Annotated in this window: 23 protein-coding genes and 2 pseudogenes; 4 read left to right on the plus strand and 21 right to left on the minus strand. The window is 71.9% G+C overall.

All coding sequences use genetic code 11. The annotated features are described in order from the left end of the window. Positions 1-97: 97 nt before the first annotated feature. Positions 98-988 (minus strand): 30S ribosomal protein S2, encoded by an 891-nt coding sequence (gene rpsB / locus IE329_RS23755; RefSeq protein WP_190212996.1) that lies wholly within the window; start codon positions 986-988, stop codon positions 98-100. Positions 989-1619: 631 nt separating this feature from the next. Here rpsB and IE329_RS23760 point away from each other — a divergent pair. Beyond that, a complete protein-coding gene (locus IE329_RS23760; RefSeq protein ID WP_190212997.1) occupies positions 1620-2261 on the plus strand; it encodes a M23 family metallopeptidase in 642 nt (213 codons plus the stop codon). A 347-nt stretch (positions 2262-2608) separates the two neighbouring features. Here the strand turns inward: IE329_RS23760 and IE329_RS23765 are convergent. From IE329_RS23765 to proS, 18 genes and pseudogenes are all read right to left on the minus strand, one after another. Beyond that, positions 2609-3169: pseudogene (locus IE329_RS23765) on the minus strand (TetR/AcrR family transcriptional regulator); the annotation flags it as partial. A gap of 163 nt (positions 3170-3332) precedes the next feature. Continuing rightward, positions 3333-4163, minus strand: a pseudogene (gene whiG / locus IE329_RS23770) (RNA polymerase sigma factor WhiG); the annotation flags it as partial. 704 nt (positions 4164-4867) lie between these two features. Next, positions 4868-6268 (minus strand): DNA-processing protein DprA, encoded by a 1401-nt coding sequence (gene dprA, locus IE329_RS23775; protein WP_190212998.1) that lies wholly within the window; start codon positions 6266-6268, stop codon positions 4868-4870. Between the two features lie 83 nt (positions 6269-6351). Beyond that, positions 6352-7995, minus strand: coding sequence for a YifB family Mg chelatase-like AAA ATPase (locus tag IE329_RS23780; RefSeq protein ID WP_190212999.1), 1644 nt, complete (start codon positions 7993-7995; stop codon positions 6352-6354). A 1-nt stretch (position 7996) separates the two neighbouring features. Further along, entirely contained in the window at positions 7997-8902 is a 906-nt protein-coding gene (locus tag IE329_RS42060; RefSeq protein WP_373311268.1) for a YraN family protein, read from the minus strand. A 56-nt stretch (positions 8903-8958) separates the two neighbouring features. Beyond that, positions 8959-9285 (minus strand): DUF2469 domain-containing protein, encoded by a 327-nt coding sequence (locus tag IE329_RS23790; protein ID WP_190213000.1) that lies wholly within the window; start codon positions 9283-9285, stop codon positions 8959-8961. 54 nt (positions 9286-9339) lie between these two features. After that, positions 9340-9813: an NUDIX hydrolase gene (locus IE329_RS23795; RefSeq protein ID WP_190213001.1), complete on the minus strand. Its 474-nt coding sequence runs from the start codon at positions 9811-9813 to the stop codon at positions 9340-9342. Positions 9814-9859: 46 nt separating this feature from the next. Next, positions 9860-10528, minus strand: coding sequence for a signal peptidase I (gene lepB / locus IE329_RS23800; RefSeq protein ID WP_229927703.1), 669 nt, complete (start codon positions 10526-10528; stop codon positions 9860-9862). A gap of 306 nt (positions 10529-10834) precedes the next feature. Beyond that, positions 10835-11812 carry a signal peptidase I gene (lepB, locus tag IE329_RS23805; protein WP_229927704.1) on the minus strand — a complete coding sequence of 326 codons (978 nt, stop codon included), beginning with the start codon at positions 11810-11812 and terminating at the stop codon, positions 10835-10837. 249 nt (positions 11813-12061) lie between these two features. Beyond that, positions 12062-13111 (minus strand): signal peptidase I, encoded by a 1050-nt coding sequence (gene lepB, locus IE329_RS23810; RefSeq protein ID WP_190213053.1) that lies wholly within the window; start codon positions 13109-13111, stop codon positions 12062-12064. Continuing rightward, positions 13095-13934, minus strand: coding sequence for a signal peptidase I (gene lepB / locus IE329_RS23815; RefSeq protein WP_229927705.1), 840 nt, complete (start codon positions 13932-13934; stop codon positions 13095-13097). The genes lepB (IE329_RS23810) and lepB (IE329_RS23815) overlap by 17 nt, the downstream gene beginning before the upstream one ends. Before the next feature lie 281 nt (positions 13935-14215). Then, a complete protein-coding gene (gene rplS, locus IE329_RS23820; protein ID WP_190213005.1) occupies positions 14216-14566 on the minus strand; it encodes a 50S ribosomal protein L19 in 351 nt (116 codons plus the stop codon). A gap of 153 nt (positions 14567-14719) precedes the next feature. After that, the gene (gene trmD, locus IE329_RS23825; protein ID WP_190213054.1) at positions 14720-15538 is read right to left on the minus strand and encodes a tRNA (guanosine(37)-N1)-methyltransferase TrmD; all 819 of its coding nucleotides are present in this window, start codon (positions 15536-15538) and stop codon (positions 14720-14722) included. A 56-nt stretch (positions 15539-15594) separates the two neighbouring features. Then, positions 15595-16194 carry a ribosome maturation factor RimM gene (gene rimM / locus IE329_RS23830; RefSeq protein ID WP_190213006.1) on the minus strand — a complete coding sequence of 200 codons (600 nt, stop codon included), beginning with the start codon at positions 16192-16194 and terminating at the stop codon, positions 15595-15597. A 136-nt stretch (positions 16195-16330) separates the two neighbouring features. Next, on the minus strand, positions 16331-16570 hold the full coding sequence (locus IE329_RS23835) for an RNA-binding protein (RefSeq protein ID WP_030306741.1): 240 nt from the start codon (positions 16568-16570) through the stop codon (positions 16331-16333). 2 nt (positions 16571-16572) lie between these two features. Then, positions 16573-17004: a 30S ribosomal protein S16 gene (gene rpsP, locus IE329_RS23840; protein WP_073925984.1), complete on the minus strand. Its 432-nt coding sequence runs from the start codon at positions 17002-17004 to the stop codon at positions 16573-16575. A gap of 406 nt (positions 17005-17410) precedes the next feature. Next, complete coding sequence (locus IE329_RS23845; RefSeq protein WP_190213007.1) at positions 17411-17989, minus strand: hypothetical protein; 579 nt, start codon at positions 17987-17989, stop codon at positions 17411-17413. Positions 17990-18373: 384 nt separating this feature from the next. Continuing rightward, positions 18374-19786, minus strand: coding sequence for a proline--tRNA ligase (gene proS / locus IE329_RS23850; RefSeq protein WP_190213008.1), 1413 nt, complete (start codon positions 19784-19786; stop codon positions 18374-18376). Positions 19787-19984: 198 nt separating this feature from the next. On the opposite strand from proS, the gene IE329_RS23855 reads away from it, so the two are divergent. After that, positions 19985-20815: a class I SAM-dependent methyltransferase gene (locus tag IE329_RS23855; RefSeq protein WP_373311269.1), complete on the plus strand. Its 831-nt coding sequence runs from the start codon at positions 19985-19987 to the stop codon at positions 20813-20815. Between the two features lie 231 nt (positions 20816-21046). Here IE329_RS23855 and IE329_RS23860 read toward each other — a convergent pair whose 3' ends face one another. Then, the gene (locus IE329_RS23860; RefSeq protein ID WP_190213010.1) at positions 21047-21604 is read right to left on the minus strand and encodes a GNAT family N-acetyltransferase; all 558 of its coding nucleotides are present in this window, start codon (positions 21602-21604) and stop codon (positions 21047-21049) included. A 67-nt stretch (positions 21605-21671) separates the two neighbouring features. Continuing rightward, positions 21672-23240 carry a signal recognition particle protein gene (gene ffh / locus IE329_RS23865; RefSeq protein WP_073925989.1) on the minus strand — a complete coding sequence of 523 codons (1569 nt, stop codon included), beginning with the start codon at positions 23238-23240 and terminating at the stop codon, positions 21672-21674. A 496-nt stretch (positions 23241-23736) separates the two neighbouring features. On the opposite strand from ffh, the gene IE329_RS23870 reads away from it, so the two are divergent. Together IE329_RS23870 and IE329_RS23875 are read left to right on the plus strand one after the other, a co-directional pair. Then, positions 23737-24051: an SseB family protein gene (locus IE329_RS23870; protein WP_229927706.1), complete on the plus strand. Its 315-nt coding sequence runs from the start codon at positions 23737-23739 to the stop codon at positions 24049-24051. Then, positions 24044-24673, plus strand: a complete 630-nt coding sequence (locus tag IE329_RS23875) for a hypothetical protein (protein WP_190213011.1) — start codon at positions 24044-24046, stop codon at positions 24671-24673. The genes IE329_RS23870 and IE329_RS23875 overlap by 8 nt, the downstream gene beginning before the upstream one ends. Position 24674 lies beyond the last annotated feature (1 nt).

Below are 24674 nucleotides of genomic sequence, written 5' to 3' on the forward strand. Positions count from 1 at the left end.
CGTGGGGTTGTACCGGGGCTGGTGGTTCAGCCCCGGCACGGGAGAGAGGGGCACCTACCGGTGTCGTACCGGCGGGTGCCCCTCGCCCTTAGGTACGTCAGGCCTGCTCGGCCTCGGCGGCCGGAGCCTCGGTGGCCTCGACCTCGGTGACCTCGGCGGCGGGAGCCTCGGCCTCGACGGCGACCTCGGCGGCCGGGGCCTCCTCGGCCTTCTTCTCGCCCTCGATGAGGTCCTTCTCCCAGTCGGCCAGCGGCTGGTCGGCGCCCGGCTCGGCCTTGACGTCGCCCTTCGCAACACCGGCGCGGGCCTTGAGGCCCTCGGCGACGGCGTCGGCGATCACGCGGGTCAGCAGCGTGACGGAGCGGATCGCGTCGTCGTTGCCCGGGATCTTGTAGTCGACCTCGTCGGGGTCGCAGTTGGTGTCGAGGATGGCGACGACCGGGATGTTGAGCTTCCGGGCCTCGCCGACCGCGATGTGCTCCTTCTTGGTGTCGACGATCCAGACAGCGCTGGGAACGCGCTGCATGTCACGGATACCGCCAAGGGTCTTCTCGAGCTTGGTGTGCTCGCGCTCCAGGACCAGGAGCTCCTTCTTGGTGAGACCGGAGCCGGCCACGTCCGAGAAGTCGATCTCGCCGAGCTCCTTCATCCGCTGAAGGCGCTTGTAGACCGTCTGGAAGTTGGTCAGCATGCCGCCGAGCCAGCGCTGGTTCACGTAGGGCATGCCCACGCGGGTGGCCTGCTCGGCGATGGCCTCCTGGGCCTGCTTCTTGGTGCCGACGAAGAGGACGCTGCCGCCGTGGGCAACGGTCTCCTTGACGAACTCGAAGGCGCGGTCGATGTAGTTCAGCGACTGCAGCAGGTCGATGATGTAGATGCCGTTGCGCTCCGTGAAGATGAAGCGCTTCATCTTCGGGTTCCAACGACGGGTCTGGTGACCGAAGTGGACGCCGCTCTCCAGCAGCTCCCGCATCGTGACGACGGCCATGGCCGTGCTCCTCGGTGTTACGCCCGGCGCTGGCGTTTCCGCGGTTGCCGGGTCGGGCTCGGTTTTGTCCGCGACGGCCAGGTGACCGCCACGCCTGACGCCCCGAACGTGCCGAGCCGCTGCGGCCTGGGCGGTCGGAACCGCGTCAGGCTCGGCGGACCGAGCGGCACTCGCACCTGGCGACGGCGGCGGTGAAACCGCTGCATTCGACCGGTGGCGGGGCGTGCGAAGTCGACCCGGCAGACCGGGTCGCGTGTGAAGTGTACGGGAAGCGCCGAGCGGGCGGCGACTCGAAGCGTTGCCCCGGCGCCGGGGCACGGCGGATCCCGCACTGTCGGAGCACCTTCGACGGCCCCTGCCCGACATCGCCTCACCCGTTCGGGCACCCGACCGGCCACCGGGATGGATCGGACACGACGCGTCGGGTGGCGGGCGGATTCCGCGGCCGGACCTGAGGACGGAGCGACGGTGGGGGCGAGGGCGCGGGCGACGGTTGGGGCGACGGTTGGGGTGGGGTGACCGCAGGGAGCGGCCCGCTTGTCCACCGGCCCGGTTGTCCACAGGGGGCAGTTGTCCACAGGTTCACGGTGGGGGCTGGTTCCCGCAGGCGGTCACCGAGACCCTCGTCCGCATGACTCCTCACCTGACGCTCGTCCCTCCCGTCTCCTGCTGCGCCGGTTCGGCGCTGCCGCCGCCGAGGCCGGACCACCCCCGGCACACCCTGCTGCTCGCACTGGTGCTCACAGCGGCGTTCCTGCTGACGATCCCCGCGCCTCCGGCCCACGCGCTGCCCGCCTCGGCGCCGCGGGCGGAGGTGGGCGAGGGTGAATCACCCGGACCGCCCCCGGCCACCGGGCGGTCCTGGCCGGTGGCCGGGCCCGCCGCCCTGATCAGACGGTTCGACGCGCCGGCCACCAAGTGGGCGGCCGGCCATCGCGGGGTCGATCTGGCCACTGCTGCCGGCAGCGAGGTACGGTCCGCCGCGCCCGGGGTGGTGAGCTTCTCCGGTGTCGTCGCGGGACGTCCCGTGGTCACCGTGAGCCACCCCGGCTCGGGGACCCCGCCGCTTCGCACGACCTATCTGCCCGTCGCAGGGAGCTTGCCGGTGGGAACACCGGTGGGCGCCGGCGTGCCCATCGGCCGGCTCGTCCCGGGGCTCGGACACTGCGCCGACGGCTGCCTGCACTGGGGCCTGCTCCGCGGCGACCGCTACCTCGATCCGCTCGCACTGCTCGGTGCCGGAACGGCCCGTCTGCTCCCGCTCCACGGCTGAACCCCGTGCGCCTTCCGAAGGCCGGGTCTGCCCGCGCGATTCTCCGGTGCCGGGCACAACCAGGCCCGGCACGACGACGGCCGGGGCGAGGCGGGCCGGGGCGAGGCGGGCAGGATGACGGCCGGGGCCAGGCAGGCAGGATGACGGCAGGGGCGCGACCGCGGCTTGTGCCGTAGGACTCCCGGGGACTCGGCGGCCTAGGCGACGGCCTCGGGGCAGCCGGGAGCCGGACGGTCGGACGGCGGACCACCTGGTGCAGTGCTGTCCGGTGCGGAGCTGTCGGACGGACGTCCGTCCGTACCCGGGTTGCTGCCACGGGCCCCGCCCGTCGTGGTGGTACGCGGCCCCAGCCCATGGAGGGCTAGGGCGACGGCGGCATCCGCGATCTCCTGCGGCCCTTCGCCCGAACCGGAGGCGGCACTGCGCTCGCAGCGCTTCACCGCGGCTTCCACGACGCCCTGGAGCAGGGCCGCAGCCAGCCGGGGCCGGTCGTGCCCGAGATCGTCGAGCGCCTGCACCACCAGGCCGACGAGTCTGCCGTGCGCGGCCCGGATCCGCTCGCGCGCGGCCTCGTCCAGTTCCAGCGCCGAGATCGCCACGACCGCCCGGTGCCGCGGGTCCCCGGCCAGCGCGAGCTGACCGCGGACATAGGCCTCGATGCGGTCGGCCGCCCGGTCGCAGCCGTCCATGCCGGCCTCGATCTCGGCCGCCCAGAGCGGGAAGTCCACCTCGCACAACGCCTCGACCACAGCGGCGCGGGAGCGGAAGTACTCGTAGACCGAACTACGGGCCAGCCCGGTCCGCGCGGCGAGCGAGGGAAACGTCAGGGCGTCCATCCCACCCTCGGTGAGCAGACTGCGGGCAGCATCGAGAAGGGCTGCCCGCTGCAACTGGCGATGCTCGGCCAAGGTGGCTGCTCGGATCTTCGGCACAGCTCCACTGTACGGAGCCCGCCGCCCGGCCGGAACGGTGCCGCGCTACCGGCGCCTTCCACCTCGACGTCCCCGGGCGGACTCGGCCGGAGCCGACCGGCGCAGCGCCCGTCCCGGCCTCCCGTGAACAGGGTCGGACTCAGCGGATGTCGGACAGCTTCGCCCTCAACTGCAGCACCGACTTGGTGTGGATCTGGCTGACCCTGCTCTCGGTCACGCCCAGCACCTGACCGATCTCAGCGAGCGTCAGGCCCTCGTAGTAGTACAGCGTCACCACGGTCTTCTCCCGCTCCGGGAGCGTGTTGATCGCGTTGGCCAGCAGCCGGCGCATCTCGCGGTCCTCGGCAACCGCGACCGGGTTGTCGGCGCCACGGTCCTCAAGGACGTCCACCAGACTCAGCCGGTCACCACCCTCGCCCGCCGGGTGGAGCAACTCGTCCAGGGCGACCACGTTGGCGAGCGAGAGCTGACTGAAGATGGCGTGCAGATCCTCGATGGCGATCCCCATCTCGGCCGCCACCTCGGGCTCATGCGGTGTCCGGCGGAGCTTCGCCTCCAACGTGGCGTACGTCCGCTCAACGGCTTTGGCCTTCTGCCGTACGGACCGTGGGATCCAGTCCAGTGCCCGCAGCTCGTCGATGATGGCGCCGCGGATACGGCTGATGGCGTACGTCTCGAACTTGATCGCGCGGTCGATGTCGAACTTCTCGATGGCATCGATCAGCCCGAACACTCCGGAGGAGACGAAGTCGGCCTGCTCGACGTTGGCCGGGAGACCCACTCCCACCCGGCCCGCCACGTACTTGACCAGCGGGGAGTAGTGAAGGATCAGCTGCTCCCGGAGGCGGGCGTCGCCGCTCTCCTTGTAGGAGCGCCACAGAGCCTCCAGTGCGGTGCGGTCCTGGCCACCCGTCTCCCGACGGGCCGCCGGAGCCCGGCCGGCCCCGGGTGCGGTGCGCGGTGCCGCCGCGACCCTGACCGTCGCCCGGCCCGAGCGCGGCGACTCCGCACGACGAGCCGTGCGCGCCCCGCTTTCGGCCTGCGCGGGGTCGGCGTGCACAGCGACGGCCGGAACGGCGTCGGTCGACGCGGTGCCGACCAGGACGGCGTCGGCCGCAACGGCGTCGGTCAGGACGCCGTCGACCGGTGCGGTGGCTGCGACGCCCGCCGCACCGATGGTGACCGCCGTCCCCGCCGTGCCGCCGGCCACCCCGGTGCTGCCGGTCGGGTCAGCCGTGGCGGCCGCACCGGCGGGAGCGGCGGCGGCTGCGGGCGGGACTGCTCCCGCCGCGGCGGGTGGTGCGGCCGGTGCAGCCGGACCTGCCTCGGTCGACGTGCCGCCGCCGGCGGTGGCTCGCCCGCTCTGCCGGGCCAACCCCATCGCGCCCAGCGTCTTGGGCTGGAGGTCGGCCCCGGAACGTGTCTCGGTCCTCGGCCCTCCCGAGGACCGACCGCTGCCGGTCACCCTGTGTCCGGGAATGTGTGTGGGCATACGTTGGTCTGCGCCATTCTGCCGAGTCGTGTGCTGATAGGGAAGCCAATGGCGAGCGTAGCGTGACCGACTCGCTGCAATGCGCTACCGCCACTCGGTCGTCCCCCGATCCGGTGGCGTCCCGACCGCACCCCCGGCCGGTGCACGGCGACCCCGACGGCAGCCGGGAGAAGCCCGCCGGCTCACCTCCTGCGGACCAGCCTCCAGTGCGCCCCACAGCGCTCGACGAATCCCAACGAGCCCAGCTCGTAGAGGCGTTGCAGCACTTCGTCGGGCGGCAGCCCGGACTCCCGTGCCACTCGCTCGACCGGTGCCCCCTCAGCGCTCGCCGGCACGGCTTCGAGGACTCTGGCGACGGCCGGCTCCAGAAGATCGCGAGGCAGAACCGGCCCGGCGCGGCGCGGCGCCAGGTCGTCCCCCATCGCCCCGATCAGCTCGCCGATCTCGGCCGCGTCGGTGACCAGAGTGGCGCCACCACTTCGGATGAGCGCGTGCACACCGGCCGAGAGCTCGGAGGTGACGGGGCCGGCGACACCCATGGTGTGCCGGTTCAGTTCGCGGGCGCGCCGCGCCGTGCTGAGCGCCCCGCTGCGCAGAGCCGCTTCGACCACCACCGTGCCCCGGGTCAGGGCCGCGATGACCCGGTTGCGCAGGACGAAGCGAAAGCGGTTCGGGTGCTCCCCCGGCGGGAGTTCACTCAGCAGCAGTCCCTGCTCGGCGATACGACGGATCAGTTCCGTGTGCCCCTGCGGGTAGGACATGTCCACCCCGCAGGCGAGCACACCGATGGTGAGGCCTCCCACCGCGAGCGCGCCCCGGTGCGCCGCGGCGTCGATCCCGTAGGCCGCGCCGGACACCACCACCCACCCGCGCTCGGCGAGCTGCGCGCCCAACTCTCCTGCCACATGGGCGCCGTAACTCGTGCACGCGCGGGCACCGACCACCGAGACCGAACGCAGGGCCAGCAGGCGCAGCGAGCCGGTGCCGATCACCCAGAGCCCGATCGGTCTCCCGGTGCCGAGATCGTCCAGCTGGCTGGGCCATTCCGTGTCCCCCGGAATGATGAAGCGGCCACCACGGGTTCGTACCCGTTCCAGGTCCGCCGACGGGTCGACCCCGGCCAGTCGCGCGCGGTAGGAGGCGAGTCGCCCCGGGTCGAGTTCCGGTTCGTCGGGCGCCCGGTCGTCGCGGATGCACTCCACCACCGCTACTGCCCCGGCCCGCGCCAGCCACCGGCCGAGTACCGCGTCGCCGGGCTCACTGAGTCTGCTGAGCGCCGCCCGGGCCAACCGCTCCTGTTGTGGGGGCGGGGGCGCCCCGGGCTCCGGGCGGCCCACTACCCCGGGCACCGCCGGCGCCGGCCCGGCTCTCGGCGCCCTACCGGGCCCCGGCCGATCCGTCACGGATCGAGCGGGCCCGGACCGAGCTGCTCCGGTCTGGGCGGCGCCGGTCTGGGCAGCTCCGGTCTGGACGACGCCGGTTCGAGTCGCGGGGGGCCGGACGGCCGTGGGCCAGCCCGGCGCCTTTTCAGCGGGCTTCTCCTGACGGGCGGTTCGCGTGGTGCGGTTCACCGTCGCCTCCATGGTCGGCCTTCGGTCAGTGCTGAGTGAGGGGTGGTGGGTGGCCCTTCGGTCCCGGGCTAGCCGCCCGGGCGTGGCGGGTCGGGTCATGCCCGCCCAGGGCCGGCCGAGCGCTGTTGGCCGGCGGTTCGCCCGGCCAACGGGAGCCCCTGATCGACCCCGGTGCGCAGGACGAGTGCGGTGCGGAGGTCCCGTTGGTCCGGCCGTTGCCGCCCCGCCAGATCGGCCACCGTCCAGGCCACCCGGAGCACCCGGTCCAGCCCCCTGGCGGTCAGCAAACCGCGTTCCAGCTGGCTCGCGGCCTCGGTCATCGCGCCCGGCGCCAGCTCCCACCGGGTGCGCAGATGGTGACCGGGCACCTCCGCGTTGGTCCGCCACGGGGTGTCGGCCAGACGGGCGGCCGCGCGGTTCCGGGCCTCCCGTACGCGGGCGGCGACGGTCGCGGTGCTCTCCGCCGTGGTGTCGTGGTCCATGAGCTCCGCCCGGGTCACCGGCGCCACCTGGACCTGAAGGTCGACCCGGTCCAGCAACGGGCCCGACAGTCTGCCCTGATAGCGATTCACCATGACGGACGTGCATTCACAGCCTCCACCACGCAACGAATGCCGGCCGCACGGGCAGGGATTGGCCGCCAGGCAGAGCAGGAATCTGGCGGGCAGCCGCAGCGACCCGGCCGATCTGGCGATCACCACCTCGCCGGACTCCAGCGGCTGGCGCAGCGCGTCCAGCACCCGAACGGGAAATTCCGGCGCTTCGTCCAGGAAGAGCACGCCCCGATGGGCGAGGGAGACCGCTCCCGGTCTGGGGAGCCCGCTGCCGCCCCCGACGATCGCGGGCATGGTGGTGGAGTGGTGCGGGGCGCAGTACGGCGGGCCCGCGATCAACGGACGCCCGGGTGGCAGCAGACCCGCGACGGAATGGACCGCCGTGACCTCCAGCGCCTCGGACTGTGTGAGTGGAGGCAGCAGGGCCGGCAAGCGCTCGGCGAGCATCGTCTTGCCCGCGCCCGGTGGCCCCTTGAGGTAGAGGTGGTGGCCGCCCGCGGCGGCGATCTCCAGGGCCCGACGGGCCTCGTACTGGCCGGCGACATCGGCGAGATCGAGCGGCGCACTCGCCTGTCCCGAAAGACCCCGCATCCCCGAGCCGGGCAGCACCAGCCCGGCCAGCATCGGGTCGGGGCGGCCGGTCACGGTGTCGTCCTGTTCCTCCGGCACCGGCGCGTCCGTGAGTACGGCGATCAGCTGGCGGAGGCTGCGGACACCGATGACGGAGACCCCGGGGACCAGAGCGGCCTCGGCCGCGGTCTGTTCCGCGACCACGACGTGCCGGTAGCCGGCCTCGGCGGCGGCGAGGACGGAGGGCAGCACCCCGCGCACGGGTCGCACCCGGCCGTCCAGGCCCAGCTCGCCGATGATCAGAAGCTCCGCGATGGTGGCGGGATCGAGCCGTTCGGCGGCCGCCAGCACGGCACAGGCCACGGCGAGGTCGAACCCGCTGCCACTCTTGGGCACCGAGGCGGGGCTGAGCCCCACGGTCAGTTTGCGCTGGGGCCACGGCTCGCCGCTGTTGACCACAGCTGCCCGGACCCGGTCCCGGGCCTCCGACAGGGCCTTGTCCGGCAGCCCGACCAAGCTGAACGCCGCGACCCCCGGTTCGAGGTCGGCCTGGACCTCGACCACCACACCGTCCACGCCGACCAGGGCGACCGAGCAGGTGCGCGCGAAGGCCATGTCAGACCACCCCGCGGAGGTGTTCCACGGTGGCAGCGCCTTTGATCCGGTTGATCACGGCCACCAGATCGATCCGTACCCCGCCCGGCGGTGGCGGGGCGGGCCACGGCACGCCGCCGACGGCTCCGGTCGCCGCTCCCGGCCCGCGGTCGCCCGCGCCGGACTGCTCGGGGCCCGGTGAGCCAGCACCTGAAGCACAGGCGTCGACGGGGCTCGCACCGGGCACGGACACTCCGGCAGCCGTGGTGAACGAAGGGCCCGCGCCGGGAGCACTCACGCCCTCGGCCAGAGCTGCGAAGTGGACGGGCCAACGCTCGGCGAGCCATCGTTCGGCCAGTCGCCGCAAGCGGTCGGCCTTGACCGCGTCGATGGCCTCGGTGGGCTGTTGGAAGCTCCGCTCGGAGCGGGTCTTCACCTCGCAGACGGCCAAGGTCTCGCCGTCCAGGGCGACGATGTCCAGCTCGCCCTCGGCGCAACGCCAGTTCCGTTCGAGGATGCGCAGCCCGTCGGCGACGAGCCGTCGGGCCGCCACCTGTTCGCCGTAACGGCCCAGCCCGTTGTTGGTGCTGCGGCCGGTGTCCGCACGATGCTCGTCCGGCCGGCGGGCGGCGGCCGGCCCGCGGGCGTCATGTGGCGCGCCCTGCCCTCTGTCCCGCGCCCCGGACCTGCCGCTGCCGGCCTTCCGTGCGGTGGCCGCGGCCGCTCGCCGCGACGGGCTCCCGTCCTCGCCCCGTGCCGTGCCCTTCCGTGCGGGCGCCTTGGTCCGCCTTGTGCGTTCGGTCGTGCCCTGCTGGGTGTCCTGCACGATGACCACCTCCGACCACGGAGGCTGCCGGGCCCGGCCGGAGTGGTCCAGGGGGTGCCGTTTCCCTGTGGAAAACCAGGGGCTGTGGATAACTCTTGTCACCCACAGGAGTGAGGAATCGGATCACCCCTGGACATCGGCCCGCCGGCGGGCCACCGTCAGTTGCCGAAGCCCGAATCGTCGGAGGGCAGCTCCAGATCGCTCTTCGCCAGCTCCTCGATGTTGACGTCCTTGAACGTCAGCACCCTGACCTTGCGGACGAACCGGGCGGGCCGGTACATGTCCCAGACCCAGGCGTCGGCCATAGACACCTCGAAGAAGACCTCGCCCTGGAGCGAGTGGACCTGTAGCTCGTAGTCGTTCGTGAGATAGAAACGCCGCTCGGTCTCGATCACGTACTTGAACAGGCCGACAACGTCCCGGTACTCCCGGTAGAGCTTGAGCTCCATCTCGGTCTCGTACTTTTCGAGATCCTCGGCACTCATTCAGGCGTCCCCTCAACTCGTCAGTCCACCCATTGTGGACCACCACACCCGTCATCAGAGCCGTACTGGAACGACTGGCGGCCCATCCGCCAGCAGGCGCTCCAGGAGCCCCGCTAGTCCGACCGGGTAGACGGTCTCCGTCGTGTCCCGCAGCTCGGTCACCGTCCACCAACGCGACTCCAGCAACAGAGCGTGCTCCTCCTCCCCGGAGCCCGAGGAGTCGACCGTCGTGCACGAGGTACGGGCCAGAAAGAAGCACTGGTCCTGCTCGAACCGCTCTCCGCGGAAGGAGAAAGCCACCGTGCCGTGCGCCACCAGCGGACCCAGGGCGACATCGCGCATCCCCGTCTCCTCGGCCAGCTCCCGCAACGCTGCCTCACGCGGCCCCTCCCCCGGCTCCAGTCCGCCACCGGGGGTGACCCACCAGGTCACCCCGGGGACCGCCGGGTCGAACCCCCGGAAGAGCAGCACCCTGTCCTGGTCGTCGAGCAGCAGGACGCGCGCCGCCCTGCGCCGTTGCGTCGCCATGCCTGTCCCTCCTGCCGGCCTGGACACCGCCCGGCCCGGTCCCCCCTCAGGCCGTGGCCCTCCGCCGGACCCTGCGCACAAGACCGGCCACGGCGCCGGCCCCCGAGGTCACCACGATCAGCGCGGCCCCCGCCACAGTGGCACAGGCCGCCGGCTCCAGCGGACCCCGCCCGCTCGTACCCGGTCCACCGACCGCGTCGAAGGCCACGGTACGCCCGAACATCCCCGCCCTGCCCAGAGGCAGGACGGTCGCCTCGACCCTGGCGACCACGTCGGCGGCGGGGACGGTACCGCCGGCCACGTCCAGGTGCGTCCGGGAGTCGAGGGAACCGAGGCGGTTGTCCCCCATCAGGAACAACCTCCCCGCCGGTACCTCGACGCTGAAGGCCGCGCCCTGCAGCTGCTTCTCGTCGACGTACGGTTCGTCGACCGCCTTGCCGTTGACCGTCAGCCGGTTGCCGCTGTCGCAGCAGGCCACCGTGTCCCCACCCACCGCGACCACCCGCTTGACCATGACCGCCCCGCCCCAGAGTTCGTCACGGAACACCACGACATCACCACGGCCGACCGCGCCGCCGCCCTTGCGGGCCAGAACGGTGTCACCGATCTGCAGCGTCGGCGACATCGAGGCGGTGGGGATGCGGTACGGGGTGTAGTCCACGGCGATCAGCCCGAATCCGCCGAGCAACAGCACGAGCCCCAGCGCGATCGCCACACCCTGGACGACCGACCCGACCCTGCGCCGAGGCCGCCGTGTGCCCACCGGACGATCGACAGTCTTCTCAGCAACACTGCTCATCGAAACCGTCCAACCTGACCGACCGGGGAACCTGCGGGCACGACCTCACCCGTGGCGCGGACGCCGACGGGCCGTGGCACGTCCGAGCAGATTACTCGTCGGTACCACGGCCCGCGCAAGACCCGTATCGCCCCCGATCACCCGGATCCCCCGACCCGCCGGCGACTGCCCGGAAGGAGCTGATCAGGATGTCCAGAGCATCACAGGGTGCGAAACCCCATGTCAGGAGGCGATCCGCCGCCTCACCCTGCGGACCAGCGGCCAGAGACCCACCGCGCCGAGCGTGCCGGCCGCCGGCGGGACGAACGGCTCGGCCGCCGCCAGGCCCTTCTGGTCGAAGGTCGCCGGCACCGGGAGCGTCGCCCAGCGGTCGAGCGGCCAGGCGACCACGAAGGCACGGCCGACCACGTCACCCACGGGCACGGTGCCGCCGCCGGGCTGGTCCATGTGGTAGCGGGAGTCCAGCGAGTCGGCCCGGTGGTCACCCATCACCCAGATCCGGCCTTCGGGCACGTGGACGGGACCGAACTGCTTGGTGCCGCACGGCGTGTTCCCCGGGAAGATGTAGGGCTCGTCGAGCGCGATCCCGTTGACCTTGACCGGTCCCTCGCCCTCGCACTCGACGGTGTCACCACCGACCGCGATGACCCGCTTGATGAGGTCCTTCTCGTTCGCCGACGGCATCAGGCCGACGAAGCTGAGGACGTCCTGGAGCCCCCTCACGAAGGAGTTGTTGCTCTGCTGGGCGGGCTCGTCGTTCAGCCAGCCGCCCGGGTCGTGGAAGACCACGACCTCGCCGCGCTCGGGTTCGGCCCCGAACCACGGGGTCAGCTTGTCGACCAGCACGCGGTCGCCGACCTGCAGAGTGTTCTGCATCGACTCGGACGGGATGGAGAACGCCTGGACGAAGAACGTCTTGATCACGAGAGCCAGGATCAGCGCGATCCCGATCAGGATCGGCAGTTCCTTCCAGAAGGACCGCGGCTTGCGCTCCCCACTCGGTGCCTCCGCCGATCCCTCGTCCTCCTCGGCAGCGGCCGGAACGTCGTCCGTGCCGCCGCTCTGGTCCTCCGCCGACTGTGCCGCGGTGTCCTCGACAGAGCCCGAAGGCTCTGCGGACTCGGCCGACCGGGCCGTCCGGCCGCCGGCGCCCTCGGGCTCTCCGGCGCCTGAACGGGCGCCGATCACCAAATCCCCCACGACATCTCCTCCCTGCTGTGCGGACGCTCGTGCGCCCGCTCTCACCAGTGCCGCACAGCGGGCACCACGCTCACCACGATCCGGCCTTCCACCAACCTCAGACCTGCCCGTCACGAGCACACCTGACGCCGGTCCGGCCGCCGGGAAACCGGCACTACGCACCGGGGAACCCAGCACTTCTCTATCACTCCAAGGCATCCTGCCCGTGATCCCACGCGCCATGGCTCTGCGGCCGCCCTGGGGCAAGGCCTAGCCCGACGTCACCCCGCGGCGACGGACGATGAGCGGAAGGAAGCCCAACACACCCATAACGAGCGGAGGTTCCGTCGGAAGCGGCCGCGAACCCATCGAGTACGGGACGGCCCCGGGCGCCGCCGTGGCGCGCGGCAACGAGGAGAGTGAAGCGGGCTCTTCCAGTTGATGAAAGCGCGGGAGCGGCCAGGCGATCACGAACGCCCTGCCCACCACGCCCGACAGCGGGATGGTGCCCTGACCCGGGTTGCCCATGTGGAATCGCGAGTCGGCGGAGACGTCCCGGTGGTCCCCCATCACCCACAAGCGTCCCTGCGGCACCTGCACCTTGAAGGGCTGTCTCGACGGCGGATTCTCCGCCGCGAGGTACGGCTCGTCGACCGGTGTGCCGTTGACGCTGACCCGTCCCTGTTCGTCGCAGCACTCGACCGTGTCACCGCCGACCCCGATCACCCGCTTGATCAGGTCCTGCTCGCTCTCCGAGGGCAGTAGGCCGACATAGGTGAGGACCGACTTGGCCCCCCGCATGACCGGCCCGTCCGTGGAAGGCTTGTGATCGCCTTCCAGCCACCCGCCGGGATCCTTGAAGACAACCACATCGCCACGTGCCGGCTCGCTGCCGAACCACGGCGTGAGCTTGTCCACCAGCACTCGGTCGCCTATCTGGATGGTCTGCTCCATCGAGCCGGACGGAATCACGAACACCTGGACCAGGAAGGTCTTCATCACCAGCGCCACGACCAGCGCCACGATCACTATCAGCGGGAACTCGCGCAGGACGGAGCGCCTGCGCCGGCGGGCGGCCCGCCGCGCACTGCGCCGTCGCTCCGCACGCCCGCGGCCCGGCGCGGCCGCGAAGTCGTCAGGAGCGCCCGGGGCGGCCCGCTCCGTATCCCCCGCGGCGGCCGTGCGACGTATGCCGTCGGCCGTGCCGACCGAGCCCGGAGTGCCCCGCCGCGGGCTCCCGGTGGCGGCACCCGTGTCCCGGCGGCCCGCCGTACCGTTCGGCCTGCGGTCCGCGACCTTGCTCTTACCCCTTGTCCCCATGGCCACCTGTCCCCCCTGGCGCGGCGAACGGCGCCGGCCGGTCCAGGCTGGTCCAGTGTCCGACCGGGAAAACGACCCAGTCGGCTCTACCGATCACCTTGCCCTCGGGCACGAAGCCGCCACCGGGTTCACCGAGGTGATCGCGGGAATCGCGGGAGGCATTGCGGTGGTCACCCATCACCCACAGCTTCCCGGCCGGCACCACGATGTCGAACGCCACCCTCGACGGGGCGTCGCCGAGGCGGAGGTAGGACGACTCGTCGAGCGGCACACCGTTCACGGTCAGCGGCCCGTCCGGTCCAGGGCTGGTGATCCTGTCACCCCCGACGCCGATCACGCGCTTCACGTAGACGGTGTCACCGGCAGGTGCGAGCCCAAGATCCTGACCGAGCGCGCGCAGGGTGCCACCGACCCCCTTCGGGGCGGCCGATTCGGGGAGGAAGGAGCCCGTACCGTCGAACACCACGACGTCCCCGCGCCGGACATGCCCGCCGAACGCATAGGCGAGCTTGTTGGCCACCAGCCGGTCGCCCGGCATCAGCGTGTTCTCCATCGAACCCGAGGGGACGGCGAACGGCCGCGCCACGAACGCGTTCACGAGCAGCAGCGTCAGCAGGCAGATGCCCGCCAGGAGGAGCAGGTCCCGGGCCCACCGGCCGCCGCCCTCTGCCTCTTCCTCGGGCTCGCCGTCCACCTGGCCGCCGGCCTCACCGTCGGAGGCTCCGGCCGGGTCCGAACCGGACTCCGGCTCCCGCCCGGGCCTCGGCCCCGGATCGGCTTCGGACTCCGCCGCAGCCCCCGACACCGGCACCGGCACCGGCACGACACCGAACCCGACGCCGGACCCGCCGGATTCGACAGGCGAGTCGTCGGGGGCCCGGGAAGCACCCCCCGAACCCGCCGGAACAGCGTCGCCAGGCCGGGGGCGCACCGGAGCAGAAACAGCCGCGGACCGCGACGGCGTGTCCGCACCCGTAGGTGCGGGACTGCCGTCGCGGTCCGCGATTGGTTCGTGCGTGCTCATCGGGGGCTGAGCTTACCTTGCGGCAAGCAAGCCCCGTCGAGAGTCCCGGTCCCCTCCGCCGAGGCGGGGAGACCTGAGGATCAGCGGTCGCGCTTCTCCTTGATCTTCGCGGCCTTGCCGCGGAGGTCACGCAGGTAGTACAGCTTGGCGCGGCGAACCGCACCGCGGGTGACGACCTCGATCTTCTCGACGACCGGGGTGTGCACCGGGAAGGTGCGCTCAACGCCGACGTTGAAGCTCACCTTGCGGACGGTGAAGGTCTCACCGATGCCGGAGCCGTGACGACGGATGACGACACCCTGGAAGATCTGGACACGAGAGCGGTTGCCCTCGATGACCCGGACGTGAACCTTCAGGGTGTCACCGGCGCGGAACGCGGGGATGTCGGTACGCAGCGATGCCGCGTCGACAGCAGCGAGCTTGTTGCTCATGTTGCTCTCCATCGCAGGCGCCACGGGCCGCCCACGGAAGTTCGTCACAATGGGGTGCGTTGCGGGCCGCACGGCTGGCGGTGATCCCCCCGTGGCGGGGGCACCGGTCCACATGACTCCTACGGGAGGAGCCCAGCGACAGACAACAGCCGCCTATTCTTCCACATCTTCGACCAGGGACCGAAATCGGCCGAGCTGCTCGTCCCAGGCCAGCCCCAGGATGCTGAGAGCCTCCCGGTCCTTCTTGTCGAAGGCCCCGCGCTCCCAGCGGGCGACCAGGTCGGGCCGGTTGGCCAAGGTCCGGGCGAAGGCCTGCTCACGCCGCCACCTGGCGATCTTGCCGTGGTTGCCGCTGAGCAGCACGTCCGGCACGACCCGGCCCCGCCACTCGGCCGGCTTGGTGTAGACGGGGCCTTCCAGAAGGTCCGCCATCGCGCCGGGGGCGAAGGAGTCGTCCCGGTGGGACTCGGCGTTGCCGAGCACGCCGGGCAGCAGCCGGGCGACGGCTTCCACCATCACCAGCACGGCGACCTCGCCGCCGGCCAGCACGTAGTCACCGATCGAGGCCTCCACGACCGGCATCCGGGTGGCCGCTTCCTCGATCACCCGGCGGTCGATGCCCTCGTAGCGGGCAGGGGCGAAGGCCAGCCAGGGGCGGGCCGCGAGCTCCTGGGCCAGCTCCTGGGTGAACGGACGCCCGCTGGGCGTGGGCACGACCAGGGTCGGCACCGCCCCCTCCGGCCCCTGGCCCACCACGGCGTCCAGGGCGGCCGCCCAGGGCTCGGGCTTCATCACCATGCCGGGACCGCCGCCGTACGGGGTGTCGTCCACGGTGCGGTGCACGTCGGTGGTCCAGCCGCGCAGGTCGTGCACGTGCACGTCCAGCTGTCCGCGGGCGCGCGCCTTGCCGACCAGTGAGACGTTCAGCGGTTCGAGGTACTCGGGGAAGATCGTGACAACGTCGATCCGCATCCCGTGCTGGACCGGCTCGGCGGGGCCGAGCGGCTCGGGCGTCCCGGCCGGCTCACTCATGCGTCGCCCTCGTCGCCCTCGTCGCCGGCTGCGTCCTCGGCAGCGGACTCGGCGCCGTCGGCCTCGCCGCCCACGACCTCGGCCTCAGCCGCGTCGATCAGCCCCGGCGGCGGGTCGATGACGGCCCGCTGGTTCTCCAGGTCGATGGTCGGCACGATCCTGGTGACGAAGGGCACCAGCACCTCCGTGCCGTCGGCCTTGGTGACGGTGAGCAGGTCCTGGTACGGCAGGTGGACGACCTCGGTGAGCTCGCCGACCAGGGTGCCGTCCAGCAGGACGACGTCCAGGCCGATCAGCTGATGGTCGTAGTACTCCTCCGGGTCGTCCGGGCGCTCCTCCGGGTCGACCTCGGAGATCAGGATCGTCCCGCGCAGGGCCTCGGCCGCGTTGCGGTCCTTGACGCCCGCGAAGCGCAGCAGCAGCCGGCCGCTGTGCACCTTGCCGGATTCGACGGTCAGCGGGCCGGCCGACGCCGGGTCGGTGAGCACCACGGCCCCCGGGCCGAGCCGGAGCTCCGGCTCGTCGGTACGGACCTCGACGCTGACGTCCCCCTTGATGCCGTGGGCGCGGCCGATCTTGCCGACGACGAGCTGCACGGTGATCGCTCTCCTGAGTTCGGTACGGACCGGGTACCGGGACTCGGCCCGGCCGGCGAAAAAGACGAAGGCCGGTCGGGACGACAAGCGTCCCGACCGGCCCCAAGCAGACTGCCTACTCCGCAGACCTGCAGAGTCAGCGAATGCTGTCCACGTCGACCAGGTCGACCCGGACGTTGCGACCGCCGAGCGCGCCGACCACGGTGCGCAGAGCGCGCGCGGTCCGGCCGCCACGGCCAATCACCTTGCCGAGGTCATCAGGGTGCACCCGCACCTCGATGGTGTTGCCCCGACGCAGGTTGCGCGAACGCACCTGTACCTCGTCGGGGTGCTCGACGATGCCCTTCACCAGGTGATCGAGGGCGTCCTCGATCACGATCAGGCCTCGGTGGAAGCGGCGTCGGCCTCAGCCTCGGCCTTGTCCGACTTCTTGGCCTTCGGGGTGATGGCAACACCGGTGGTGCTGTCCTCGAAGCCGGCGACGGCCTTCGCGAAGAGGTGCGAGAAGTCCTCGACCTTGGGCTCGGCGACCTTGAGCGGCGCCGGGGCCGGCAGGCCCTTGAACTTCTGCCAGTCGCCGGTCAGCTTGAGGATGGCGAGCACGGGCTCGGTCGGCTGGGCGCCGACGGACAGCCAGTACTGGGCGCGGTCGCTGTCGACCTCGATCTTCGAGGGGTCGTAGGTCGGCTGGTAGATGCCGATCTCCTCGATCGCGCGACCGTCACGCTTGGTGCGGGCGTCGGCGACGACGATGCGGTAGTGCGGGGCGCGAATCTTGCCGAGACGCTTGAGCTTGATCTTGACTGCCACGGGAGTGGATTCTCCTGGAGTTGACGTGGGTGAGCGGCCGCGTACTCCGCGTGGGGTTGCGGGGGTCGGCCGTTCAAGGGACACGCCAGCCGTAGGAGAGAGGGGTCCTGCTCGGCTGCCGAGTACTCAGCTGTCAATTGTGCCATACCGCCGCAGGTCGGCCTGCCAGGGGTCGGATCGATCAAGACCACGACCGGGCGAGGAGCGACCGGGGGGACGGGCTCGGACCGCTCGCCGGACGCGAGCGGACCGGCGGCGGGCATCGACGTGCTCCACCGCCGACCGGGGCGCGAACGGCCACCGGAGCGGCGGGCCGACGGCCCGCTACCAGGCCGTTCCGGTGGTGCCCCCGGAACGGACGAAGCCCTGGCCGGCCGGAAGCGGCTCCGGCCGGCCAGGACCCTGACTACGCAATCTTGAACGGCTGCTGGCAGGCGCCGCAGACGATCGACGCCTGCGCGAGCACCGACGGCACGACCCGGACGTTACGGCCGCAGCCGCAGATCGCCTTGACCCTGACGCCGCCCCCCGAGGAACCGTGCCGTGCGGCCGGCCCACGGAAGGCACGGTTGGCGCCGTCGCCGGTCACCGCCTCCTGGTGTGCGCCGAGCGCGCGGTCGAGCCGCTCGATGGTGTCGGCGTACCGATCCTGGGTCTCCTTGAGCATGGTCACCTGGGAGAAGCCGCTGCTCGCATGCGGCTCCACCGGGTGCGCCAGGCCGAGCTCGGAGGCCAGCAGCAGGAAACGCCGGTTGTGGTAGCGGCCGGCCCGCGAGGTGTCCCGGATGTCCCGGGCGGCGGCCAGACCATGGGCAGCCTCGTGGAGCAGCCGCTCGAAACCGAGCCGGGTGCCACAGGCCGAGGAGGACTCGCCGATCAGCGCCTCGGGAGAGGCCAGGTCGGGAAGGTCCTGGTGGTGGGCCTGGATGTCACTCCAGGCGGCGGCCAGTTCGGCCGCGAGGACGAGGGGCTGTGTCGTGCTCACGCTAGACCAACGATGGAGTGCGAGCCGATGTTCCGCATGTTCCCGTTCCCCGGGAATTCCCAGGAAACTCTCAGGAATGCGTGGCAGCGCGCGAATTGCGCGCTCTGGATCTGACGCAAGACCAACCCCCTGCAAGTATGTGCCCGTCGGAGTTCGCCGGGCTCGGCACTTTCGCCCGGGGGCGGGCTGTCGCCCCAAGACGTGCGGCCCGCAGCCCTCGTCGAGTTGACAGGGCCACGGGCCGTACACCGTACCGCTATTCCGTTAATACCGGCAGTTGACCGGTCAGTAGGCATGTCAACAGGCGAGACAGTTGCCCCCACCGCGGCGTTCCCGGCCCTCTCGGGCGGAAGTGAACCGTCCGGTAACTACGGCGAAATCGAATCAGTAGGCACGCGCGACGATCGCGATATTGCCTTCCTGGTCGTCCGCCAGCGGCACGGACCCGTCGGCGGCGACGATGCAGCGCACCGAGACGCCCTGCTCGGCCAGCTTGGCCTCGCCCTCCGGGCCCAGCTCGGCCCAGGAGATCCGGCCCCAGCCGGTGGCAGCGGCCTCGACGGCCTCGTCGATGGTCGAGACGTCGACCGTACGGGCCTCACGGCGCTCGCGGGACTGGCGCAGCAGCAGCGCCTGGTCCTCCTCCAGGATGCCCGGCAGCAGCGACGCCAGGGCGTCGATGGAGACCGGCTCCTTGCCGCCGGGGATCCGGCGGGCCAGCATCGCGGTGCCGCCCTCCAGGTCGCGCGGGCCGACCTCGATCCGCACCGGTACGCCCTTGAGCTCCCAGTCCACGGCACGGCGGCCGAACGGGGTGTCGGTGCGGTCGTCGACCAGGACCCGGATGCCGGCGGCCTCGAGCTGGGCGCCGATCTCGCGGACCTTGGCCAGCACCGCGTCGTCGCCCTTGATCGCCAGGACGACGACCTGGGTGGCCGCCAGGCGCGGCGGGACCCGCAGGCCGTTGTCGTCGCCGTGCGACATGATCAGGCCGCCGACCATACGGGTCGAGACGCCCCACGAGGTCTGCCAGACGTGCTCGCGCTCGGCGCCCTGGAGCTGGAACGTGGTGTTGAAGGCCTTGGCGAAGTTCTGGCCCAGCTCGTGGCTGGTGCCCATCTGCAGGGCCTTGCCGTCGCCCATCATGCCCTCGAGGGTGAGGGTGTTGATGGCCCCGGCGAACCGCTCACGCGCGGTCTTGCGGCCGAGCACCACGTCGATGCCGAGCACGTTGACCATGAAGTCGGCGTAGACCTCGGTGTGGATGCGAGAGGCGTACGCGCGGGCGTCCTCGTAGGTCGCGTGGGCCGTGTGGCCCTCCTGCCAGAGGAACTCGGTGGTGCGCAGGAAGACGCGCGGACGCAGCTCCCAGCGGACCACGTTGGCCCACTGGTTGATCAGCAGGGGCAGGTCGCGGTGGCTCTGCACCCACTTGGAGAAGTACTCGTTGATGATGGTCTCGGAGGTGGGCCGGACGACGACCGGCTCCTCCAGTTCCTTGCCGCCGCCGTGGGTGACCACCGCGAGCTCGGGCGCGAAGCCCTCGACGTGCTCGGCTTCCTTGGTCAGGTAGGACTGCGGGATGAACATCGGGAAGTAGGCGTTCTGGGCGCCTGCCTTCTTGATGCGGGCGTCCATCTCCTGCTGCATCCGCTCCCACAGGCCGTAGCCGTACGGTCGGATGACCATGGTGCCGCGCACCGGACCGTTGTCGGCCAGCTCGGCCTTGTTGATGAGGTCCTGGTACCAGCGCGGGAAGTCGTCCGCCTGGGGGGTGAGAACGGGTGCCTTTGCCATGGGGCGAATCGTACGGGGAGTGCGGCCCCTCTTCCGAATCCGTCCACGCCGTGATGACGCAGGGGCGCACGCCCTCGGCGCGCGGATACCACCCCGTACCCCTCTGGACGGCGCGCCCGAGCCGCTGTTGGCTTGAGTCGGGGCGGGACTTTGGGGGAGCCACGGACAGGACACCGAAGGACCGGATGGGAGGCCGCGATGGCTTCAGCGCAGGCGACCGGCACGACCGCACAGCACCCACGGGCAGCGGACCGGACAGCGACCCACGGGCCGGGGCCCGGACGGGCCCGTGACTGGGCGGAGATCCAGGAACGCATGCTGGTGCCGCTCTACGAGGCGGTCTACGACCGGTTGGAGGTCGGGCCGGCGACCAGTGTGCTCGGCCTCGGATGCCGGTCGGGGCTGGCGCTGCTGCTCGCCTCCGGCCGGGGCGCGCAGGTGGCCGGGCAGGAGCCGCACGCCGAGCTGCGACAGCTCGCCCGGGACCGTCGGCTGCGGGTCGGAGCGGCGGACCGGACGAGTCCGGCGACCGGCGACGTCCCCCGCACGGCCTACTCGCTGGTCACGGTTTTCGAGCAGCTCCCCGGGGCCGCCGAGCCGGGCCGGCTGGTCGCCGGGGCAGCCGGTCTCACGCTCGTCGGCGGCCATGTGGTGCTGGCCGCCTGGGGGCCGCCGGAGCGCTGCGAGAGTGCGGCCGTGCTGGACGTGGCACGCCGCCGGGCCGGGCGCACGACCGCACGCGACCCGTTCGCCCTCAGCTCCCCCGGCGGTCTGGAGGACCTGCTCCTCGGGGCCGGCCTGCGTCCGGCCGGCAGCGGCCGGGTGAGCTGCCCGTTCGCGTACGCGGACCTGGACAGTGCCGTTCGCGGGCTGCTCTCCACCGGTCTCTACGACGCGGCGGTGGAGTTCTCCGGAGGCTCGCTGGTGGCCAAGGAGCTGGAGGAGGCGCTGCACCCGTACCTGCTGCCGGGCGGCGCGGTGCGGATGGCCAACGTCTTCCGGTACGTGATCGCGGAGCGGATCCGCTGATTTCCCGGCCCGTTCACCCACTTGGGGGCGCACGCCAAACGGCGAGCGCCCCTCGGGACCCGGGAAGGCCGGACGGGCAGCGGCAGGCGCCCGGGCCGTCCGAGGCCGGGCGGGCACCGCCACCGGGCCAGGACCTCGCCCTGGGCTCGGCCGAAGGACGGCCGCCCCTCGGCGCCCGGCGCACCCGGCGGGCGCCCTCGGAACACGGCGCCCGCCCGACGCCGGGCCGGCTCAGCGCCCGGTCAGCCCCGGCCACTCCTCGGCCGTCATGGCGAACCGCTCGTGGTCCCGCCAGGACCCGCCGAGGTAGAGCATCCGGGGGGTGAAACCCTCGTGCCGGAAGCCCAGCCGGCGGGCCATCGCGATGGAGCGCTCGTTCTCCGGCTGCACGTTGATCTCCAGCCGGTGCAGGCCCAGACCGCCGGTGGACTGGTCGGCGAAGCACCGGTCCACCACCAGCAGCATGCCCTCGGTCATCCGTCCGGTGCCGGCGAAGGGCTCGTACGAGTCGTAGCCGAGGGCGCCGTTGCAGAAGCGGCCCATCACGATGTTCGCGACGTTGCACTTGCCGACCAGCCCGCCGGTCTCCTGATCCACGATCAGGAAGGTCCGCAGGCCGGAGCCCTGGCGGCCGAGCAGCTCGGGCAGTCCGTCCGGCTCCACCGGGTTCCACCGGCCGATGTGCTCGGCGGACCGCCTGACGGCCTCGGCGTACTGCTCCACGTCTACGGGCCTCGGCGCCCGGATCGTCACTCGCACCCCTCCATCATCCGGCACGCCCTCGGTCATGCGTGCGGCCCGCCACCCGGGGTGACGGGTGGCGGGCCGCAGCCGGAGGCTCGGTGCCCCGGGACGCTCAGAGGAGGTCCTTGAACTCCTTGGGCAACTCGAAGTCGGCCGGGCCCTTGCCCGCGCCGAGCCCGAAGGCCCCGCCCTGGGCGGGTGCCTGCTGGCCGGCACCGGGGCCGAGCGCGCGGCGCTCGGCGGCGGCCTGCTCCTCCTGCGCCCGCTTCAGCGGGTTGCCGGACTTCTTGCGGCCCTTGGCGGGCTGCGCCTTCTTGCCGGACTTCTTCGCCCCGCCGCCCATGCCCGGGATGCCCGGCATTCCGGGCATGCCCTTGCCGGAGGCCATCGCGGACATCATCTTGCGGGCCTCGAAGAAGCGCTCGACCAGGTTGTTGACCTCGCCGACGCCGACGCCCGAACCCTTGGCGATGCGCAGCCGGCGCGAGCCGTTGATGAGCTTGGGGTCGGTCCGCTCGGCCGGGGTCATCGACTTGATGATCGCGCCGACGCGGTTGACGTCCTTGTCGTCGATGTTGTTGATCTGCTCGCGGATCTGGCCCATGCCCGGCAGCATGCCGAGCAGCTTGGAGATCGAGCCCATCTTCTGGACCTGCTCCAGCTGCGACAGGAAGTCGTCGAGCGTGAAGTCCTTGCCGCCGCCCTGCAGCTTGGAGGCGATCTTCTCGGCCTCGGCCTGGGAGAAGGTCTGCTCGGCCTTCTCGATCAGGCTGAGCATGTCGCCCATGCCCAGGATGCGCGAGGCCATCCGGTCCGGGTGGAAGGCGTCGAAGTCGTCGACCTTCTCGCCGTTCGAGGCGAACATGATCTGGCGGCCGGTGACGTGGGCCACCGAGAGCGCGGCGCCACCGCGGGCGTCGCCGTCGAGCTTGGAGAGCACCACACCGGTGAAGTCGACGCCGTCGAGGAAGGCCTGGGCGGTGGTGACCGCGTCCTGGCCGATCATCGCGTCGACGACGAAGAGGACCTCGTCCGGGTTGACCGCAGCCCGGATGTCGGCGGCCTGCTGCATCAGCTCGGCGTCGATGCCGAGGCGGCCGGCGGTGTCGACGATGACGACGTCGTACTGCTTCTGCTTGGCGTACTCGATCGAGTCGCGGGCGACCTTGACCGGGTCGCCGACGCCGTTGCCCGGCTCGGGGGCGTAGATCGCCACCCCGGCCCGCTCGGCGACGACGGTCAGCTGGTTCACGGCGTTGGGACGCTGGAGGTCGCAGGCGACCAGCAGCGGGGTGTGCTTCTGCGACTTCAGCCAGTGGCCGAGCTTGCCGGCGAGGGTGGTCTTACCGGCACCCTGCAGACCGGCGAGCATGATCACCGTCGGACCGGTCTTGGCGTACCGGACCCTCCGGGTCTCGCCACCGAGGATGTTGATGAGCTCCTCGTTGACGATCTTGATGATCTGCTGGGCCGGGTTCAGCGCGCCCGAGACCTCGGCGCCGAGCGCGCGGTCCTTGACCTGCTTGATGAAGGCCCGCACCACGGGGAGCGCGACATCCGCTTCGAGCAGCGCGATCCGGATCTCGCGGGCGGTGGCGTCGATGTCCGCCTCACTGAGGCGGCCCTTGCCCCGGAGGTTCTTGAACGTCGCTGCGAGGCGATCGGAAAGAGTGTCGAACACGTCGGTCGCGGGTCCCTTGCGGCATCGGTACGGGTACGGTCGTCGCCCCCAGGGTATCCGGCCGCCCCGGGTACGGTCTCCACCCCGGTGGCGGAGCGCTCCGACGAGCTGCCCGGGCGGGCGGTTTCTTTACCCGAGCGAGGTTCCGCGACCGCCCGCGCTTGGCTACGGTCGGTGCCGTCATGCCTGCGTCACAGGGGGAGCATTCATGAGCGCCGGGGCATCGGGCGGCGGGGATTCGAGCGGCGGTCCGTCGAAGGACCGGCCTTCCGGGAGCCGGACTCCGGGCGACGGGCCACCGGCCCACGCGGTACCGGGGGGCGGGGCACCGCACCACGGGACACCACAGCACGGGACACCACAGCACGGAGCACCGCAGCACGGAGCACCAGGTGCCGCCGCGCCGCGCAACGGGGCACTGGCGGCCCGGGCCTCCGAGCTGGGCACGGCCGACTACGACCCCGCGGCACTGATCGGGGAGTTCCGCCGGAGCGCCGTGCTCGTCCCGGTCACCGCGGACGGCGGCTGGTGGGCGGCCGATAGCGGCGGCATCCGCTGGATCCACGCCTTCACCGACGGGGCGGCGCTGTCCCGCTTCGCCCGGCAGCGGGACGGCCGGGCCGGCGTGGAGTGGTCGTTCGCCACCGTCTACGGCGCCCGCCTGCTGGACGTCGCCGTCCCGGCCGCCCCGGTGCCCACCGGCGTGGTGCTGGACGTGGCGGGCCCGGCCCCCGCGTTCCTGCCGCCGATGGCGGGGATCGTGCCGGACGCGGCCGCGCTGGACCTCGCCGAGGAGGACGGCCGTGGCTGACAGCTACGCGGTGGACCCGCAGGCCCTCAAGCTGGCCGCCGACGGCATCAACGGCGCGATCGCCGAGCTGAAGACGCTCGGCATCGACGAGAGCGCCGAGGTGGGCCGCGGCTTCTCCAACATCGAGCTCTCCGGCATGCAGATCGGCCACGCCGGCCTGCACGACTCCTTCGCCGCGTTCGCCGAGCGCTGGGCCTGGGGCGTGCGCACCGTCGTCCAGGACGGCAACGAGATCGCGCTGCGCCTGGGCCTGTCGGCCGGGCTGTACCACGACCAGGAGCAGTACGTGTCGGGCACGTTCAAGGACGTGGTCAACGCCGCGATGGGCAACCCGGACCTCACCCAGGAGCAGGTCGAGGCGCAGTCCTGGGGCCAGACCCTCTCCGACAACCCGTACACCCAGGTCCGCGACGCCGACTACTCGGCGGAGTCCGCCGCGAAGGCCGGCGAGCACATGAAGGAGACCTGGCAGGCCGAGGGCCGGGACATGATGGACGGCCCGATGGGCATCCGGCGCAAGGCCGCCGGCCTGGCGGGCCTGGGGGACGAGTACGAGCAGGCGCAGACCGACCTGTTCGGCACGAAGGTGGTGCCGCAGCAGCGGCCGGACAGCGGGGGCTGAG

Origin of the sequence: Kitasatospora indigofera, assembly GCF_014655955.1 — a bacterium.
In the GTDB taxonomy this organism is placed as follows: domain Bacteria; phylum Actinomycetota; class Actinomycetes; order Streptomycetales; family Streptomycetaceae; genus Kitasatospora; species Kitasatospora indigofera.